Source organism: Rhizobium sp. CB3171 (assembly GCF_029714265.1).
GTDB lineage: Bacteria > Pseudomonadota > Alphaproteobacteria > Rhizobiales > Rhizobiaceae > Rhizobium.
The window spans coordinates 2079136-2093254 of sequence record NZ_CP121652.1; the positions used below are offsets into that span (position 1 = coordinate 2079136).

At 62.3% G+C, this 14119-nt stretch carries 14 protein-coding genes; 9 read left to right on the forward strand and 5 right to left on the reverse strand.

The features are described 5' to 3' along the window. Nucleotides 1-68: 68 nt before the first annotated feature. The 3 genes from hemF (at nucleotide 69) to QA648_RS10215 (ending at nucleotide 1670) form a co-directional block, all read left to right on the forward strand. Nucleotides 69-980: an oxygen-dependent coproporphyrinogen oxidase gene (gene hemF / locus QA648_RS10205; protein WP_283046667.1), complete on the forward strand. Its 912-nt coding sequence runs from the start codon at nucleotides 69-71 to the stop codon at nucleotides 978-980. An 89-nt stretch (nucleotides 981-1069) separates the two neighbouring features. Continuing rightward, nucleotides 1070-1348, forward strand: a complete 279-nt coding sequence (locus tag QA648_RS10210; protein WP_104823761.1) for a hypothetical protein — start codon at nucleotides 1070-1072, stop codon at nucleotides 1346-1348. A gap of 136 nt (nucleotides 1349-1484) precedes the next feature. Further along, nucleotides 1485-1670 (forward strand): DUF1059 domain-containing protein, encoded by a 186-nt coding sequence (locus tag QA648_RS10215; protein ID WP_104825157.1) that lies wholly within the window; start codon nucleotides 1485-1487, stop codon nucleotides 1668-1670. Between the two features lie 10 nt (nucleotides 1671-1680). Here the strand turns inward: QA648_RS10215 and QA648_RS10220 are convergent, their stop codons facing one another. Genes QA648_RS10220 through QA648_RS10230 form a run of 3 tightly spaced genes read right to left on the reverse strand, consistent with a single transcriptional unit; the run spans nucleotide 1681 to nucleotide 4189 of the window. Further along, nucleotides 1681-2937, reverse strand: a complete 1257-nt coding sequence (locus QA648_RS10220; protein WP_283046669.1) for a CCA tRNA nucleotidyltransferase — start codon at nucleotides 2935-2937, stop codon at nucleotides 1681-1683. Continuing rightward, entirely contained in the window at nucleotides 2934-3569 is a 636-nt protein-coding gene (locus QA648_RS10225; protein ID WP_104823763.1) for a CoA pyrophosphatase, read from the reverse strand. Before QA648_RS10225 ends, QA648_RS10220 begins: the two co-directional genes overlap by 4 nt. Further along, nucleotides 3566-4189 (reverse strand): DUF1285 domain-containing protein, encoded by a 624-nt coding sequence (locus tag QA648_RS10230; protein WP_104823764.1) that lies wholly within the window; start codon nucleotides 4187-4189, stop codon nucleotides 3566-3568. Before QA648_RS10230 ends, QA648_RS10225 begins: the two co-directional genes overlap by 4 nt. A 168-nt stretch (nucleotides 4190-4357) precedes the next feature. Here QA648_RS10230 and QA648_RS10235 point away from each other — a divergent pair, with 168 nt between their 5' ends. The 5 genes from QA648_RS10235 to QA648_RS10255 are packed head-to-tail and all read left to right on the forward strand — an operon-like array spanning nucleotide 4358 to nucleotide 11646. Continuing rightward, nucleotides 4358-5371: a MoxR family ATPase gene (locus QA648_RS10235; protein WP_283046672.1), complete on the forward strand. Its 1014-nt coding sequence runs from the start codon at nucleotides 4358-4360 to the stop codon at nucleotides 5369-5371. 26 nt (nucleotides 5372-5397) lie between these two features. Next, nucleotides 5398-6318: a DUF58 domain-containing protein gene (locus QA648_RS10240; protein ID WP_104823766.1), complete on the forward strand. Its 921-nt coding sequence runs from the start codon at nucleotides 5398-5400 to the stop codon at nucleotides 6316-6318. After that, a complete protein-coding gene (locus QA648_RS10245) occupies nucleotides 6315-9140 on the forward strand; it encodes a DUF4159 domain-containing protein (RefSeq protein WP_283046674.1) in 2826 nt (941 codons plus the stop codon). Before QA648_RS10240 ends, QA648_RS10245 begins: the two co-directional genes overlap by 4 nt. Nucleotide 9141: 1 nt before the next feature. After that, nucleotides 9142-11214 carry a hypothetical protein gene (locus QA648_RS10250; RefSeq protein ID WP_283046676.1) on the forward strand — a complete coding sequence of 691 codons (2073 nt, stop codon included), beginning with the start codon at nucleotides 9142-9144 and terminating at the stop codon, nucleotides 11212-11214. A 6-nt stretch (nucleotides 11215-11220) separates the two neighbouring features. Then, on the forward strand, nucleotides 11221-11646 hold the full coding sequence (locus QA648_RS10255; protein WP_104823769.1) for a GNAT family N-acetyltransferase: 426 nt from the start codon (nucleotides 11221-11223) through the stop codon (nucleotides 11644-11646). A gap of 36 nt (nucleotides 11647-11682) precedes the next feature. On the opposite strand, the gene QA648_RS10260 is transcribed toward QA648_RS10255, so the two are convergent. Continuing rightward, nucleotides 11683-12255, reverse strand: a complete 573-nt coding sequence (locus QA648_RS10260) for an N-acetyltransferase (protein ID WP_104825158.1) — start codon at nucleotides 12253-12255, stop codon at nucleotides 11683-11685. Between the two features lie 330 nt (nucleotides 12256-12585). Between QA648_RS10260 and QA648_RS10265 the strand changes: the two genes are divergently transcribed. Beyond that, nucleotides 12586-13575: a glutathione S-transferase family protein gene (locus tag QA648_RS10265; RefSeq protein WP_283046681.1), complete on the forward strand. Its 990-nt coding sequence runs from the start codon at nucleotides 12586-12588 to the stop codon at nucleotides 13573-13575. Nucleotides 13576-13582: 7 nt separating this feature from the next. On the opposite strand, the gene QA648_RS10270 is transcribed toward QA648_RS10265, so the two are convergent. Beyond that, nucleotides 13583-14074, reverse strand: a complete 492-nt coding sequence (locus QA648_RS10270) for an NUDIX domain-containing protein (RefSeq protein ID WP_104823771.1) — start codon at nucleotides 14072-14074, stop codon at nucleotides 13583-13585. Nucleotides 14075-14119 lie beyond the last annotated feature (45 nt).

Consider the following 14119-nt stretch of genomic DNA (forward strand, 5'->3'; position numbering starts at 1 on the left):
ATTCAGACCGGGAATCGACATTACGTGAATCGCGGGCTCCTGGCGGCCCGCCCCGCCGGAGAGCATACATGGAACGACCGGAACTTCCCAAAGGACTACCCGAAGACATCGAAGACAAGAAAGAAGCGGCCAAGGGCTGGTTTGAAAGCCTGCGGGACGCGATCTGCGCGCAATTCGAACAGTTGGAGGACGAGCTTGCCGGCCCCCTCTCGGACCAGGAGCCGGGGCGTTTCGTCGCCAAGGACTGGCTGAGAGAGAACGGCGAAGGCGGCGGCGGACGTATGTCGATCATGGAGGGCCGCGTCTTCGAAAAGGTCGGCATTCATACGTCCACCGTCTATGGCGAATTCTCGCCCGATTTCCGCAGCCAGATTCCGGGTGCAGAGGAAGATCCGCGCTTCTGGGCCTCCGGCCTGTCGCTGATCGCCCACCCCGTCAACCCGAACGTACCGACCGTGCACATGAACACGCGCATGGTGGTGACGACCAGCCATTGGTTTGGCGGCGGCGCCGACCTGACGCCCGTGCTCAACCGGCGGCGCACACAGGAAGACCCCGACAGCGTCCTCTTCCATCGCGCCATGCAGATTGTTTGCGACCGTCATACGGTTGCAGACTACCCGCGATACAAGACTTGGTGCGACGATTACTTCTATTTGAAGCATCGCAATGAACCGCGCGGCATCGGCGGCATTTTCTTTGACTGGCTGCACTCTGGGGAGGAGGCAGGCGGTTGGGACGCGGATTTCGCCTTCACGCGGGATGTCGGGCGCGCATTTTCCATGGTCTACCCACGGATCGTGCGCTCGAATTTCAATGACGTGTGGTCCGAAGAAGATCGTGACGAACAATTAATTCGTCGCGGGCGCTATGTGGAGTTCAATTTACTTTACGATAGGGGTACAATATTCGGGCTAAAGACAGGAGGCAACGTGGAGTCGATCTTATCGTCCTTGCCACCCGTCGTGCGCTGGCCATAGAATGGCAAATGCTAAATCAGAAAAATCTTGAATTAGTTCGGAGGAGTACCGAGGTTAGGTAATGCTCGTTTCAATCGGAGGAGGTTGTAATGGCAGTACAGAATCAAGTGGCAGAAGCCGCGAAGGAACAAAAGCTTTCGCGCACAGTCGATACGCCGGATTTCGTCGTCCGGCTGGCTGAGGACATGAGGGTTAGAAGCGGGTCGGATCTGCCACTCTCCTGCTTCATCGAGCAGGTCAGAATGCAGTTGGCTGGCAAGTCGCCAAGCGATGTGGCACGCATCGTATCCGACCGCCCAGCAAAGCAAGCGCCCGTTCCGAAGTATCAATCTTCGGATTGCTTCAAATCCTGGGCCATGCCGGATTGATATCCGGGAAGTAATCGTCCGGCAGGGTGGAGGCCCTGCCGGACGTCCGAAACCTTTCCCCACCTTTTGCGTTTTGACCTTCAAGCCGCCGTTCGGCTGGAAGTCTTTCATGGCGTCAAAATATCAGGAGGCAGATATGCGACTGTTCGAATGTGGTACACTTGTACCTGGCTGTGACTGGCACACGCGCGCCAATGACGATGCCGAAGTGGTTCGCCGCGCTGTCGAGCACATGCGCAACGCCCATGGCGAGACGATCATCCGCGAAAATATGGTCGACAACATCAAGGCCCGCATTCGCGACGAGGCGAGCGCCGCCTGATCAACAGACATCAGGACTCGGTCAATTCCTTGAGCCGGGCGAGAAGAGCCGCCCGGTTCATGGCGAAATTGCCGTCGAGCCATTGTTGCTCAAGTTTACCCAGGATCTCGCCGACCCGAGGCCCTGCGCTCACGCCTGCGGCCAGCGCATCCCCGCCATTGACCGGAAAGACCGGCTTCTTCCACCGGGCCGTCCGCTCCAGCAACTTGCCGAGCCGTGCGGCGCGCGCCATCTCCCCGAAATCGCCTTCCGCCTTGCCCCGTGCAACTGCAAGCGCCAGCTTCAGCCGGGTGGCAATGCCGGATGCATCGTGGCGGTAGAGCAGGCGATCGAAGGCCGCTTCGGATACATCGTCCTTGATGCCGGGCGCATTCGCCCAGTCCTGCAAATAGGCCGCTTCCGCCTTCGACAGCCGCAGTCGTTCGCCAAGCTTTGCCAGCCGCGCGGCATCCGGCGGCACGATGGCTGCCAACCGCAGCAGCGGATCGAGCGCCCAGCCGAGTGCCTGTTCCGTGGCGACGAGTGCGGGAATGGCGTCGATGCCCCACTTCTCGGTCTCCGGCAGCACCTCGGTCAAAACTCCGACCTGCCGCATCCAGAGCAGCGCTCGGCCTGGATCCTTGGCCGCAAGCAGCTTTTTCATCTCCGACCAGACACGCTCGGCAGAAAGCGTCGCGATCTTCGACCGCGCGGCCGCGCAGGCGCGAAGTCCGCCCGCATCCGGTCTTCCACTGCCGTAATGCGCGAAAAAGCGGAAGAAACGTAGGATCCGCAAATGATCCTCGGCAATCCGCGTCGCCGCATCACCGATGAAGCGGATATTGCGGCGCTCCAGATCGGCGAGCCCGCCGACCATATCGACGACTTCGCCATCGGCCGAAGCATAGAGCGCGTTGATCGTGAGATCGCGCCGCTCGGCGTCGGCCTGCCAATCATCGCTGAATGCCACCAGGGCACGCCGGCCGTCGGTTTCAATATCGCGCCGCAAGGTCGTGGTTTCGAAAGGCTTTCCATCGACGACCAGCGTCACAGTCCCATGTGCGATGCCCGTCGGCACTGCCTTGATGCCGGCGGCAACGGCCCTCTCGACGACAGCCTCGGGCAGCAGAGTCGTGGCGATATCGATATCGGCAACAGGCAGCCCGAGCAGGCTGTTGCGCACTGCCCCGCCGACGACACGCCCCTCGCCGCCATCGCCGTTCAACAACGCCAGCACCCGCTGCAGCGCTCCGTCCTGGAACCAGGCCTCGCCGGCAATGGAGGTCATGAATAAAGCCTTTCGTAAAGCGTGCGGACAATGCCGGCGGTAATGCCCCAGATCATGCGCGGACCATAGGGCATGCGATAGAAATGCCGCTCCATCCCCTGCCAAACCATGCTGTCGGTCACGTGATGGCCGGGATTCATAAGGAAGGAGAGCGGGACTTCGAAAGCATCCTCCACCTCTGTGGGATTGAGCGCCAGTTCGAAGCCAGGCTTGACCACGGCGAGGATTGGCGTGATGCGGAAACCGGTCGCAGCCAGATAATGCGGCAATCGAGCCACGGGCTCGATGAAGACGTCCGCCAATCCGATCTCTTCACCTGCCTCACGAACCGCTGCCATTTCCGGCGACGCATCCTCCGGATCGATAGTACCACCGGGAAAGGCGATCTGGCCGGAATGCTTGCGCAATGTCGAGGTGCGCAGCGTGAAGATGACACTGGCGTCGTCGCCATCGTCCACCACGGGCACCAGCACCGCAGCGTCGCGCAGCTTCAGGCCTTCGACTTGCAAGGTAGTATCCGGATTGAGCGCGTGGTCGCCATGGTCGCGCCAGGCAAGCTCGACCGGACCGCCGCTCTGATTGAGCGCGCGGCGCCGGAATTCGGCGGCGGAATAAAGCGGAAATTCGCTCATCGCGTTAAGGCATCCAGTTCGGCAACCGGCATGACCGGGAAGATCGTACCGCCCGAGCGCACGCAGAACATCTCGCGCCCGGCGATCACAACGGTCTCGCCGAGTTCGACGAGATCATACATCACCGCGCGCGTCACCAGCGCCTCCAGCCGCCCGCGGACGTGAAGATAGGGTTTCAACTCGTCATTCTCGCCACGGATGACGAAACGGATCGGATGTTCCCTGCCCGCCTCGACAACGTCGCCGACATTGGTTCGAAATGTCAGTACCCGCTTGCCTTCGCGCTCGGTCACGCTCATTTCGACAGCGATGAACGGCGCATCGACGACGCGGATACCGACCTTTTCCACCGGCGTGACGAGATAGGTCTTTTCATCCGCATCCTTGCGCAGCACCGTTGAAAACAGCCGGACCAGCGGTGCACGGCCGATCGGCGTTCCCATATAGAACCAGGTGCCGTCGCCACGGATTTCCATGTCGATATCGCCGCAAAACGGGGGCTCCCAGCGATCGACGGGCGGCAGGCTCTTCTTGCGTGCGCCGGCATCGCCGGCCGCGCGCGAAATCAGCGCAGCCAAACTTGCCGCATCGCTCGCCCCTCTGATTTCCTCGGTTGCCATTCTTCCGTCCCGGTTTGTGCTTAGTTACGAATACGGCCCTCTCTCACGAGATAGTCATTCGAAACGCGCTTGTCAGCCGTCTTCATAACGATAGGTTCTATTGATTATGGGGCAAATGTGTAAGGTCTGCGAATCGCGCGTACCGTTTTTCTGCCGTTGGAGATGCAAATGGGCATGATCAAATCGACCGAAACGAGCCTCGACGACCAGGCCATCATTGCATCCGCCGAACAGGCGCTGAAAGATATCGCCTCCATCCGTGCCGAGGTCTCCAAGGTCATCTTCGGCCAGGAGAGCGTTGTGGAGAATACGCTGCTTGCCGTGCTGGCCGGCGGCCATGCGCTGCTCGTCGGCGTGCCGGGCCTCGCCAAGACCAAGCTGGTGACCACGCTCGGTGCCGTTCTCGGCCTTGCCGCCAATCGCGTCCAGTTTACGCCGGACCTGATGCCATCGGATATTCTCGGTTCGGAAGTCATGGACCAGGATGAGACCGGCCGCCGCTCCTTCCGCTTCGTCAAGGGCCCGGTTTTCGCGCAATTGCTGATGGCTGACGAGATCAATCGCGCTTCGCCGCGCACGCAATCGGCGCTGCTGCAGTCGATGCAGGAGTATCATGTCACCATCGCCGGGCAGCGTTACGATTTGCCTGCGCCGTTCCACGTTCTCGCAACCCAGAACCCGCTGGAGCAGGAAGGCACCTATCCGCTGCCGGAAGCACAGCTCGACCGCTTCCTGCTGCAGGTCGATGTCGATTATCCGGAGCTTGCCGACGAACGCAAGATCCTGCTGGAAACCACCGGCCTCAGCGAAGCGACGCCGCGTGCCGTGATCGATGCCACGCGCCTGATGGAAATCCAGAAATTGATCCGCCAGATGCCGGTCAGCGACGGCGTCGTCGACGCCATTCTGTCGCTGGTGCGTTCCGCGCGCCCCGGCCAAGGCAATGAAACGACTGACAAGCACGTCGCCTGGGGCCCTGGCCCGCGCGCCGGCCAGGCAATGATGCTCTGCGCCCGCGCCCGCGCGCTGTATGAAGGCCGGCTTGCGCCGTCGCTCGACGACGTGCAGGCCCTGGCCGAGCCTGTGCTGGAACATCGCATGGCTCTGACCTTCGCCGCCCGTGCGGAAGGCATGTCGGTGCGGGATGTGATTGCAGGGCTGGTCAAGCGGTCGAGATCGTAACCAGGGTGTCGAGGAGAGTATAGCGCGTGGCATCCATCGGACAGATCGTCAGCCCGACCCCAGGCAATGATGCCCTCTCCCGAGCCCGCAGCCGTGCTGCCCTCGTGCCGGATTGCCTTGTCGAAGCCAAGCGCATCGCCAATACCGTGATTGCCGGCTGGCATGGCCGGCGCAAGCGCGGCATCGGCGAAAATTTCTGGCAGTTCCGCCCCTATACCGAAGGCGAGAGCCTGTCTCGTATCGACTGGCGCCGCTCGGCCCGCGACGATCATACCTATATCCGCGATCATGAATGGGAGGCCGCTCACACGATCTGGCTCTGGGCCGATCTCTCGCCTTCCATGATGTATAAATCGACCTACGGCCATGTTTCGAAGGAAGGCCGCGCGCTCGTCCTCATGCTCGCGCTGGCGGAAATTCTTTCCCGGTCCGGCGAACGCATCGGCTGCCCCGGCATCATGGAGCCGGTTGCGACCCGCAACGCCGCCGAGCGCCTGGCAGCGGCCCTGATGCACACCCCGCTCGAAGGCGGTCTGCCGCAGACCAGCATGATCCGTGGCTGGAGCGATATCGTCCTGATCGGCGATTTTCTGGACGATGCCGACACCGTCATGGGCCGGATCGGGCCTCTGGCTCGCCGCGGATTGCGCGGCCATGTGGTCGAGGTCGCCGACCCGGCCGAAGAGGTCTTCCCCTATAGCGGCCGCACCGAATTCACCGACCCGGAAAACGGCACGAAGCTAGTGGCGGGCCGGGCGGAAAACCTGCGGGAAGATTACCAGCGCGCCTATCTCGCTCGCCGCGAAAATCTCGGCCAATCACTGCGCCATCTCGGTTGGACTTTCGTCAGCCACCGCACCGACCGGCTGACATCGGAAGCGCTGGTCGCCGTGCATATGTATCTCTCCGGCATGCCCGCCAAGGCGACGCTTGGGGGGCAGCCATGAGCGCGCTCTCCTTCGCTTTCGCCTCCCCGGCTATCCTTGGCGCATTGATCCTGCTTCCGGCGATCTGGTGGCTGCTGCGCCTGACACCGCCGCATCCAAGAGCGGAAGTCTTTCCGCCGCTGCGTATTCTGGCAACGATCCTGAAGCGCGAGGAAACGCCGGCGCGCAGCCCCTGGTGGTTGACCCTGCTGCGTATGGTGCTTGCCACTCTGGTCATCCTCGCCATCGCCAATCCGATGTTCAATCCGCGCACCAATACGCTGTCGAGCGACGGACCGTTGGTATTGGTCATCGACAATAGCTGGGCGAGCGCTGCCGACTGGGAGCGCCGTGTGCAGACGGCCGACGCGTTGATCGACGACGCCGACGCCAAGGGCATCCCCGTCTCCATCGCCTTCACCGCAGACAAGAGCAACGACACGACGCCTGGCGCTGCCACCGCCGCCCGTGACAAGCTGCACGCGGCCAATGCAAGGCCGCTGGTGCCGGATCGCCAACGCGTCGCCCAGGCGATCAAGGCTGCTTTGAACGGCACCAAGCCGGGCACGATCGCCTTCCTTTCCGACGGCACCGAAAGCAAGAACAAGGACGATATTGTCAACCAGCTCGCCGCCCTGGAGCCCAGCGAATTGCGCCTGATCGAAGGCGATGGCAGCGAAGTGCTGGCCATCACCGGCGCCACCAACGCCGCCGACAACATGACTGTCACGGCAACGCGGCTGAACGGCAGCAGCCCGCTCCGGCTGGGGCTCAGCGCACTCGACAATCAGGGACGGCCGATCGCGGCCGGTTCGCTGAATTTCGCCGGTGGCCAGACGGTCGCAACAGGCACCATCGCCGCCCCCTTCGAAATGCGCAATGATTTTGCCCGTATTAGTATCGACCGCCACGCAAGCGCCGGCGCCGTGCATCTGCTCGACGATGGTTTCAAGCGCCGCCACGTGGCGCTGCTGTCCGGGCAGACCGCCGACGAATTCCAGCCGATCCTGTCGCCGCTTTATTACATCCAGCGCGCCCTGCAGCCCTACGCCGATCTGATCCAGCCGAATAGCGCGGATGTGGCAAAATCGATCCCCGAGCTGCTTGCCGGCAATCCCTCCGTCATGATCATGGCCGATGTCGGCCGCCTGCCGCAGGAAAGCTACGCGCCATTGCAGCGATGGATCCAGAATGGCGGCACGCTGGTGCGCTTCGCCGGACCGCGCCTTGCCGCCGCTCCCGCCGAGGACCCGCTGGTGCCGGTGACGTTGCGCCAGGGCGAACGCACCTTCGGCGGCGCACTCTCCTGGGCCGAACCGCAGCCCCTTGCCGACTTTCCCTCCTTCGGCCCCTTCGCCGGCATGCCGAAGCCGACCAACGTCCTCATCAAGCGGCAGGTGCTGGCCGAGCCGACACCCGATCTTGCCGAACGCACCTGGGCAAGCCTCGCCGACGGAACACCGCTGGTGACCGAAAAGCAGATGCAGGCCGGTCGCGTCGTCCTCTTCCATGTCAGCGCTGAACCGCAATGGTCCGATCTGCCGATCTCAGGTGATTTTGTCGAGATGCTGCGTCGTATCGTGCAGCTTTCGCGCTCCGGCGGCGTCACCTCGACCGAAAGCGCGCCGAAGACCAGCGAAGCCCTGCCGCCATTCCGGCTGCTGACCGCCAAGGGCGTTCTGACCAGCGAGACCGGCAACGCCCGCCCGCTCGATCCGAACAACAAAGGCGCAATCGCTGCCAACTTCGACAACCCGCCCGGCCTCTACGGTTCGGAGGAAGGCTTTACCGCGCTCAACGTCCTACCCGACGGCGCAGAACTCCGGCCGCTGAATGCCTCCGGCGCGAGCGTATCCGTGGCGCGCGAGGGGCTGATCGGCGGCGAGGCTTGGTCGGCCAAGCCGATCCTCTTCACCATCGCTTTCCTGGTGCTTCTGGCTGACAGCCTCATCGTGCTCTTCATGAACGGTGCCTTCCCGCGCCTTCGGAAATCACCGAAGACGATCGCCGGCGGTGCCGCCGTGCTGTTGCTGGCAATCTCGGCCGCCGCCTTCCTGCATCCAACGAATTCCTGGGCCGACGATTCCAAACCCGGCGACGAGACCATCTATTCGCGGCTCGACAAGACCCATCTTGCCTATGTCGTCACCGGCGAATCCGACGTCGATCATACATCCGAGCGCGGACTTGCCGGCCTCTCCGATTTCCTCACCTACCGCACGACTCTGGAGCCGGGACCGCCTGTCGGCCTGGATCTCGCCAAGGACGAGCTCGCCTTCTATCCCATCATCTATTGGCCGATTTCCGCCACCGCGCCGATGCCGTCCAACGATGCCATCAACCGTATCGACGCCTATATGCGCAATGGCGGCACCGTGCTTTTCGACACGCGCGACGCCATCGACACGATGGGCGACAACACGACGCCGAGCCCGAATGGCCAGCGGCTGCAGGCGATCCTCGCCAATCTCGACATTCCGGCGCTGGAGCCGGTGCCCGCAGGTCACGTGCTCACCAAATCCTTCTATCTGCTGTCCAGCTTTCCCGGCCGCTATGCCGACAGCCCGCTCTGGATCGAGGCGCGGCAGGATACGCGCGGCGACGGCAATGCGGTCTCCTCCTCGGACGGAGTGACCCCGATCATGATCACCGGCAACGACTTTGCCGGCGCCTGGGCGACCGACGACAACGGCATTCCATTGCTGCCGACCGTGCCGCCGGACGAGACACAGCGCGAATATGCCTACCGCACCGGCGTCAACATCATGATGTACATGCTGACCGGCAACTATAAGTCTGATCAGGTGCACATCCCGGACATTTTGGAACGGTTGGGGCAGTAAGATGAATATTGGTTTCGCCCCTTTCCTGCCCTGGCCCGTTCTCGCCGCCCTTGCGGTGCTGACGCTTGGCATCGCCGCACTCGCGATCTACCGGCGCATGCGCGGCAGTTGGATCCGTGCGCTGGCGGCATTCGCCTTGCTGGCCGCCCTTGCCAATCCCGTGCTGATGCAGGAGGATCGCGACCAGCTCTCCACCATCGTCCCCGTCATCGTGGACCGCAGTCCGAGCCAGGAAACGCCGGAACGCATCAAGATGACCGACGATGCTCTGGAGGCACTGAAAGACCGGCTGGCGCAATTCCCGCGCATCGAGCCTCGTATTGTCGAGGTGCGTGAACCGGCCGAATCCGAGTCACCTTCAACACGGCTCTTCGCGGCGCTGTCCTCGGCGATCGCCGATGTGCCACCCGCACGCGTGGGCGGCGCTATTTTCCTGACCGACGGTCAGATCCACGATATCCCCGGCGTCAATCAGGCACTCGGCTTCGACGCGCCGATCCACGGGCTGATCACCGGCAAGCCGGATGAGTTCGATCGGCGCATAGAGGTGGTGCGCGCGCCTCGCTTCGGCATCGTCAACGACGAGCAGCAGCTCGTGCTGCGTGTCGTCGATGATGGCAAGAGCCCCGGCGGCACCGCGGCCGTCACCGTGAGAATGAACGGCGACGAGATCGCCACGCTGCAGGCGACGCCCGGCCAGGACACACCCTTCAGCTTCAAGGTGCCGCGCGCCGGTAACAGTGTGCTGGAATTCGCCGTCGCCGAAGTGCCGGGCGAAGTGACGCCCATCAACAACCGCACCGTTCAACTGATCGAGGGCATCCGCCAGAACATGCGCGTGCTGCTCGTCTCCGGCGAACCGCATGCCGGCGAGCGCGCCTGGCGCAATCTTCTGAAGTCGGATGCCTCCGTCGACCTCGTCCATTTCACCATCCTGCGTCCGCCGGATAAGCAGGATGGCACGCCGATCAACGAGTTGTCGCTGATTGCTTTCCCGACGCGCGAACTCTTCGTCGACAAGATCACCTCTTTCGACCTGATCATCTTCGACCGTTACCAGGACCGCCCCAACGTCCTGCCGACGATCTATTACGACTACATGGCCCAATATGTCGAAAACGGCGGCGCGTTGCTGGTTGCTGCTGGCCCCGAGCACGCAGCCGGCAATTCGATCGCGCTCACACCGCTGTCCTCCGTGCTCCCAGCCGAGCCGACCGGTCAGATGATCGAGAAGCCCTTCTATCCGCGCCTGTCGGAACAGGGCCGCAAGCATCCGGTCACGCGCGGTCTGGATGGATCGGACACCGAGCCGCCGCATTGGGGACGCTGGTTCCGCAGCGTCGATGTCGAGAAGCCACAGGGCCAGACCGTGATGGTCGGCGCCGACAACCACCCGCTGCTGGTTCTGAACCGCGTCGGCCAGGGCCGCGTCGCCATGCTGCTCTCCGATGAAGGCTGGCTCTGGGCCCGCGGCTACGAAGGTGGCGGACCGCATGTGTCGCTCTATCGCCGCATCGCCCATTGGCTGCTGAAGGAACCGGCCCTGGAGGAAGAGGCCCTGACGGCAAGCGCCGCCGGCCGCGTGCTGGAAGTTACCCGCCAGACGATCGGCGACGATCCCGGCCCCGTCACCGTCAAAGCACCCTCCGGCAAGACGCAGACCCTGCAGTTGAAACAGGCACAGCCGGGTCTTTACCAGGCCCAGAAGCACATGGACGAAATCGGCCTTTACCAAATCACCAGCGGCAATCTCTCGACGCTGGTGCATGTCGGCGCTGTCGATGCGCCGGAATTCAAGGCGATGATCTCGACCACGGAAACGTTGAAGCCCTTGGCGGAAAAGACCAAGGGGCTTGTCGCTCGGGTTGCGAGCACCGGAGGCGGCGTCACGGTGCCGCCGATTCTGCCGGTGCGCGGCGCCGTTCGCATCGCCGATAACCAACGCCTGACCATCCGCATGACCGATGAAACCGTCTTGAAGGGCGTCAATAACCTGCCGCTCTTTGCGGGCTTCGCTGGTCTTTCCGCCCTCCTCTTCGCCTTCTCCGCCATGTGGTGGCGCGAAGGACGGTGAATATAGATGCCGCAACTCGATGTGACCGATACTCCGTCAGAAAGCGAACTTGCGGCAATCGGCGAAGGATTGACGGCCTTCAACGCCGCCGATGTCGGCCCTTCCAGGCGCCGCGCGCTCGCCGTCCTGATCCGCGACGAAAGCGGCAAGACCATAGGCGGCATCTCGGGCTATACGGCCTGGGGCTGGCTGTTCACGGCCTGGCTGTTCGTGCCGGAAACGCTGCGCGGTCAAGGCATGGCGGGAAAGCTGCTGGAAGCAGCGGAGACGGAGGCGATCGCCCGCGGGTGCCAAGGCGCCTGGATCGACACCTTCAATCCGCAAGCGCTACGGGCTTATCAGCGGCAGGGCTACACCATCTTCGGCGAACTGCCGGAATTTCCTATCGGCCGCAGCCGTTACTTTTTGCAGAAAAAGCTATCGCCCCGCTGATGGAAACGAGGCGGTAGGCTTTGTTTTTGTAGAAGCTTAAACCGCGATTGCCGTCAGCGGCAAATCTTCGTCGTCATCCATCTCATCGGAGACAGCAACCGGGATATCCGCCTCACGCCAGGCGATCGTGCCCGCCAGTCGCGCATGCGTATCGGCGGCGATCGGCACGACGAGAACCCGGTTGGGATCGACCGGCCCCGGAAAGGCGAGCGCATTGTAAGCGACCTTCTCGAAGCCGAGCGGACCGTAATAGGGCGGATCGCCCACCAGGATCACGGCTTCCGACCCCTTGCGTTTGGCGGCTTCGACGGCGATCCGCACGAGTTCGCGGCCGATACCCTGGTTCTTGTGCGAGGGCCGGACGGCGAGCGGTCCGAGCAGATGCCCCTTGACCGAACCGGCCAGCACCGGCGTCATCCGGACAGAAGCGATCGTCTCGCCGTCATCGGCGCAGATGAAGGAGAGCGAGCGGTCATGCGGCCCCTGCTCGCGAATCCGCGCTGCGGCGCGGGTGAACCGGCCGGGGCCGAATGCTTCTTCGTTGATGTGTTCGATGACAGCGTCATGCGACGCGTCCTCAGTGAGGTAGACCAGTTCGTGCTTGTGCATTAGACCAAAGAAACCAGATGGACATACGGGATGGTTCTCGAAAACGCTTGTCGAGCGTTCGGGATCATCGGCGTCGTCGCAGGCTTCTGATTGCTTCCATGGCAAGTGGTCCTCAAAGTGTGACAAGCCCGATAGCAGGAAATGCCCGCCTCGTCCAATGCAAAATGCGAGCGCCTGGATATTGACGCATGATCTTATCCGAAAGCCGCTTCGCACTCTCCGCATCATGTCTGTAACGCACTGTTCATCGTTTGCCGTCTCGAAATTCCGCGGCCATACCGTATCTTCCGGATCAAGTTCTTCGACAGGATCTCCGAAAGGATAGAGTAAATGGGCATGTTGGTTGACGGCGTCTGGCATGACATCTGGTACGACACGAAGGAAACGAAGGGTCATTTCAAGCGCGCAGCTTCGCAGTTTCGCAACTGGGTTACCGCAGATGGCGCGCCCGGTCCGAGCGGCACGGGCGGCTTCAAGGCCGAGGCCGGCCGCTATCATCTCTATGTGTCGCTCGCCTGCCCATGGGCGCACCGCACCTTGATCTTCCGCAAGCTGAAGAAGCTCGAAAACCTGATCTCTGTTTCCATCGTCGATCCGCTGATGCTGGAAAATGGCTGGGAGTTCAAAGGCCCGGATGGTGGTACTGTCGATCACCTCTTCGGCGCAAAGACGCTCTGGGAAGTCTACGTCAAGGCCGATCCGCATTATTCCGGCCGTGTTACCGTTCCCGTCCTTTGGGACAAGCAGACCGGCACGATCGTCAACAACGAATCAGCCGAAATCATCCGCATGTTCAACAGCGCCTTCGATGGATTGACGGGCTCGAAGAGTGATTTCTATCCGATGGATCTTCGCAGCGACATCGATGCTTTGAACGATATCGTCTACGACACGGTCAACAACGGCGTCTACAAATCTGGTTTCGCCACTACGCAGGAAGCCTATGAGGAAAATGTCCGACGCCTGTTCGAAACCCTCGACATGCTCGACAAGCGCTTAGAAGGAAGCCGCTACCTCTTCGGCGACCGGCCGACCGAGGCCGACTGGCGGCTATTCACCACGCTCGCCCGCTTCGACGCCGTCTATGTCGGCCACTTCAAATGCAATATCCGCCGCATCGAGGATTATCGCAATCTCTCGGGCTATCTGCGTGACCTCTACCAGGTCCCCGGCGTCGCCGAGACGACCAATCTTGCGCACATCAAGACCCACTATTATCGCAGCCACAGGGCGATCAACCCCACCGGAATCGTCCCCGTAGGTCCCGACCTCGATCTCGACCGCCCGCATGCTCGCGAACGGCTGGCAAAGGCAGCTTGAGGCAAGGCTACCAATAGTTCGAGGGCGGCGCGTCGCCCTCCAGCTCCTTCAGCCGCCGATAGGTTGCCTTGGTCGTCCCCGGCGGCAAGGCGTCGAGCGAGAAGAAGCCGCTTTCGACGATCTCGAGATTCGGCTTGCGCGGCACGGTCTGCTCGACCTCTACACGGTAGAAGACGACGTGATCGCGCTTGCTGATGTGGTTGTTGAAATAGACGTGGAACAGCTGGGGCCGGCCCGATATCACCAGATTGCCCTCTTCCCGCAATTCCTTCGCCAGCGCCTGCTCCACTGTCTCGTGGCGCTCGACACCGCCGCCCGGCATGTGCCAGCCGGCGACATAGGAATGCCGCACCAGGAAAATCCGTCCCTCCCTGTCGAAACAGGCCGCACGCACGCCCATGGTCATGCTGCGGGTGAGCACGAAATAGCTGTGCAGCATTCTGCCGAACAGCTTGGCCCGCCAATTGCGGGCTTCGTCGGGAGCATTGCTGTCCTTCATGCCCCGGCTCCGGCGTTGTGATCCACCACCGAAAAACCGATGTAT

What these genes read in the sequence shown, in the direction of transcription:
- hemF (WP_283046667.1), top strand. Translation starts at nt 69, where the DNA reads ATGGAACGACCGGAACTTCCCAAAGGACTACCCGAAGACATCGAAGAC.
- QA648_RS10210 (WP_104823761.1), top strand. Translation starts at nt 1,070, where the DNA reads ATGGCAGTACAGAATCAAGTGGCAGAAGCCGCGAAGGAACAAAAGCTT.
- QA648_RS10215 (WP_104825157.1), top strand. Translation starts at nt 1,485, where the DNA reads ATGCGACTGTTCGAATGTGGTACACTTGTACCTGGCTGTGACTGGCAC.
- QA648_RS10220 (WP_283046669.1), bottom strand. Translation starts at nt 2,937, where the DNA reads ATGACCTCCATTGCCGGCGAGGCCTGGTTCCAGGACGGAGCGCTGCAG.
- QA648_RS10225 (WP_104823763.1), bottom strand. Translation starts at nt 3,569, where the DNA reads ATGAGCGAATTTCCGCTTTATTCCGCCGCCGAATTCCGGCGCCGCGCG.
- QA648_RS10230 (WP_104823764.1), bottom strand. Translation starts at nt 4,189, where the DNA reads ATGGCAACCGAGGAAATCAGAGGGGCGAGCGATGCGGCAAGTTTGGCT.
- QA648_RS10235 (WP_283046672.1), top strand. Translation starts at nt 4,358, where the DNA reads ATGGGCATGATCAAATCGACCGAAACGAGCCTCGACGACCAGGCCATC.
- QA648_RS10245 (WP_283046674.1), top strand. Translation starts at nt 6,315, where the DNA reads ATGAGCGCGCTCTCCTTCGCTTTCGCCTCCCCGGCTATCCTTGGCGCA.
- QA648_RS10250 (WP_283046676.1), top strand. Translation starts at nt 9,142, where the DNA reads ATGAATATTGGTTTCGCCCCTTTCCTGCCCTGGCCCGTTCTCGCCGCC.
- QA648_RS10255 (WP_104823769.1), top strand. Translation starts at nt 11,221, where the DNA reads ATGCCGCAACTCGATGTGACCGATACTCCGTCAGAAAGCGAACTTGCG.
- QA648_RS10260 (WP_104825158.1), bottom strand. Translation starts at nt 12,255, where the DNA reads ATGCACAAGCACGAACTGGTCTACCTCACTGAGGACGCGTCGCATGAC.
- QA648_RS10265 (WP_283046681.1), top strand. Translation starts at nt 12,586, where the DNA reads ATGGGCATGTTGGTTGACGGCGTCTGGCATGACATCTGGTACGACACG.
- QA648_RS10270 (WP_104823771.1), bottom strand. Translation starts at nt 14,074, where the DNA reads ATGAAGGACAGCAATGCTCCCGACGAAGCCCGCAATTGGCGGGCCAAG.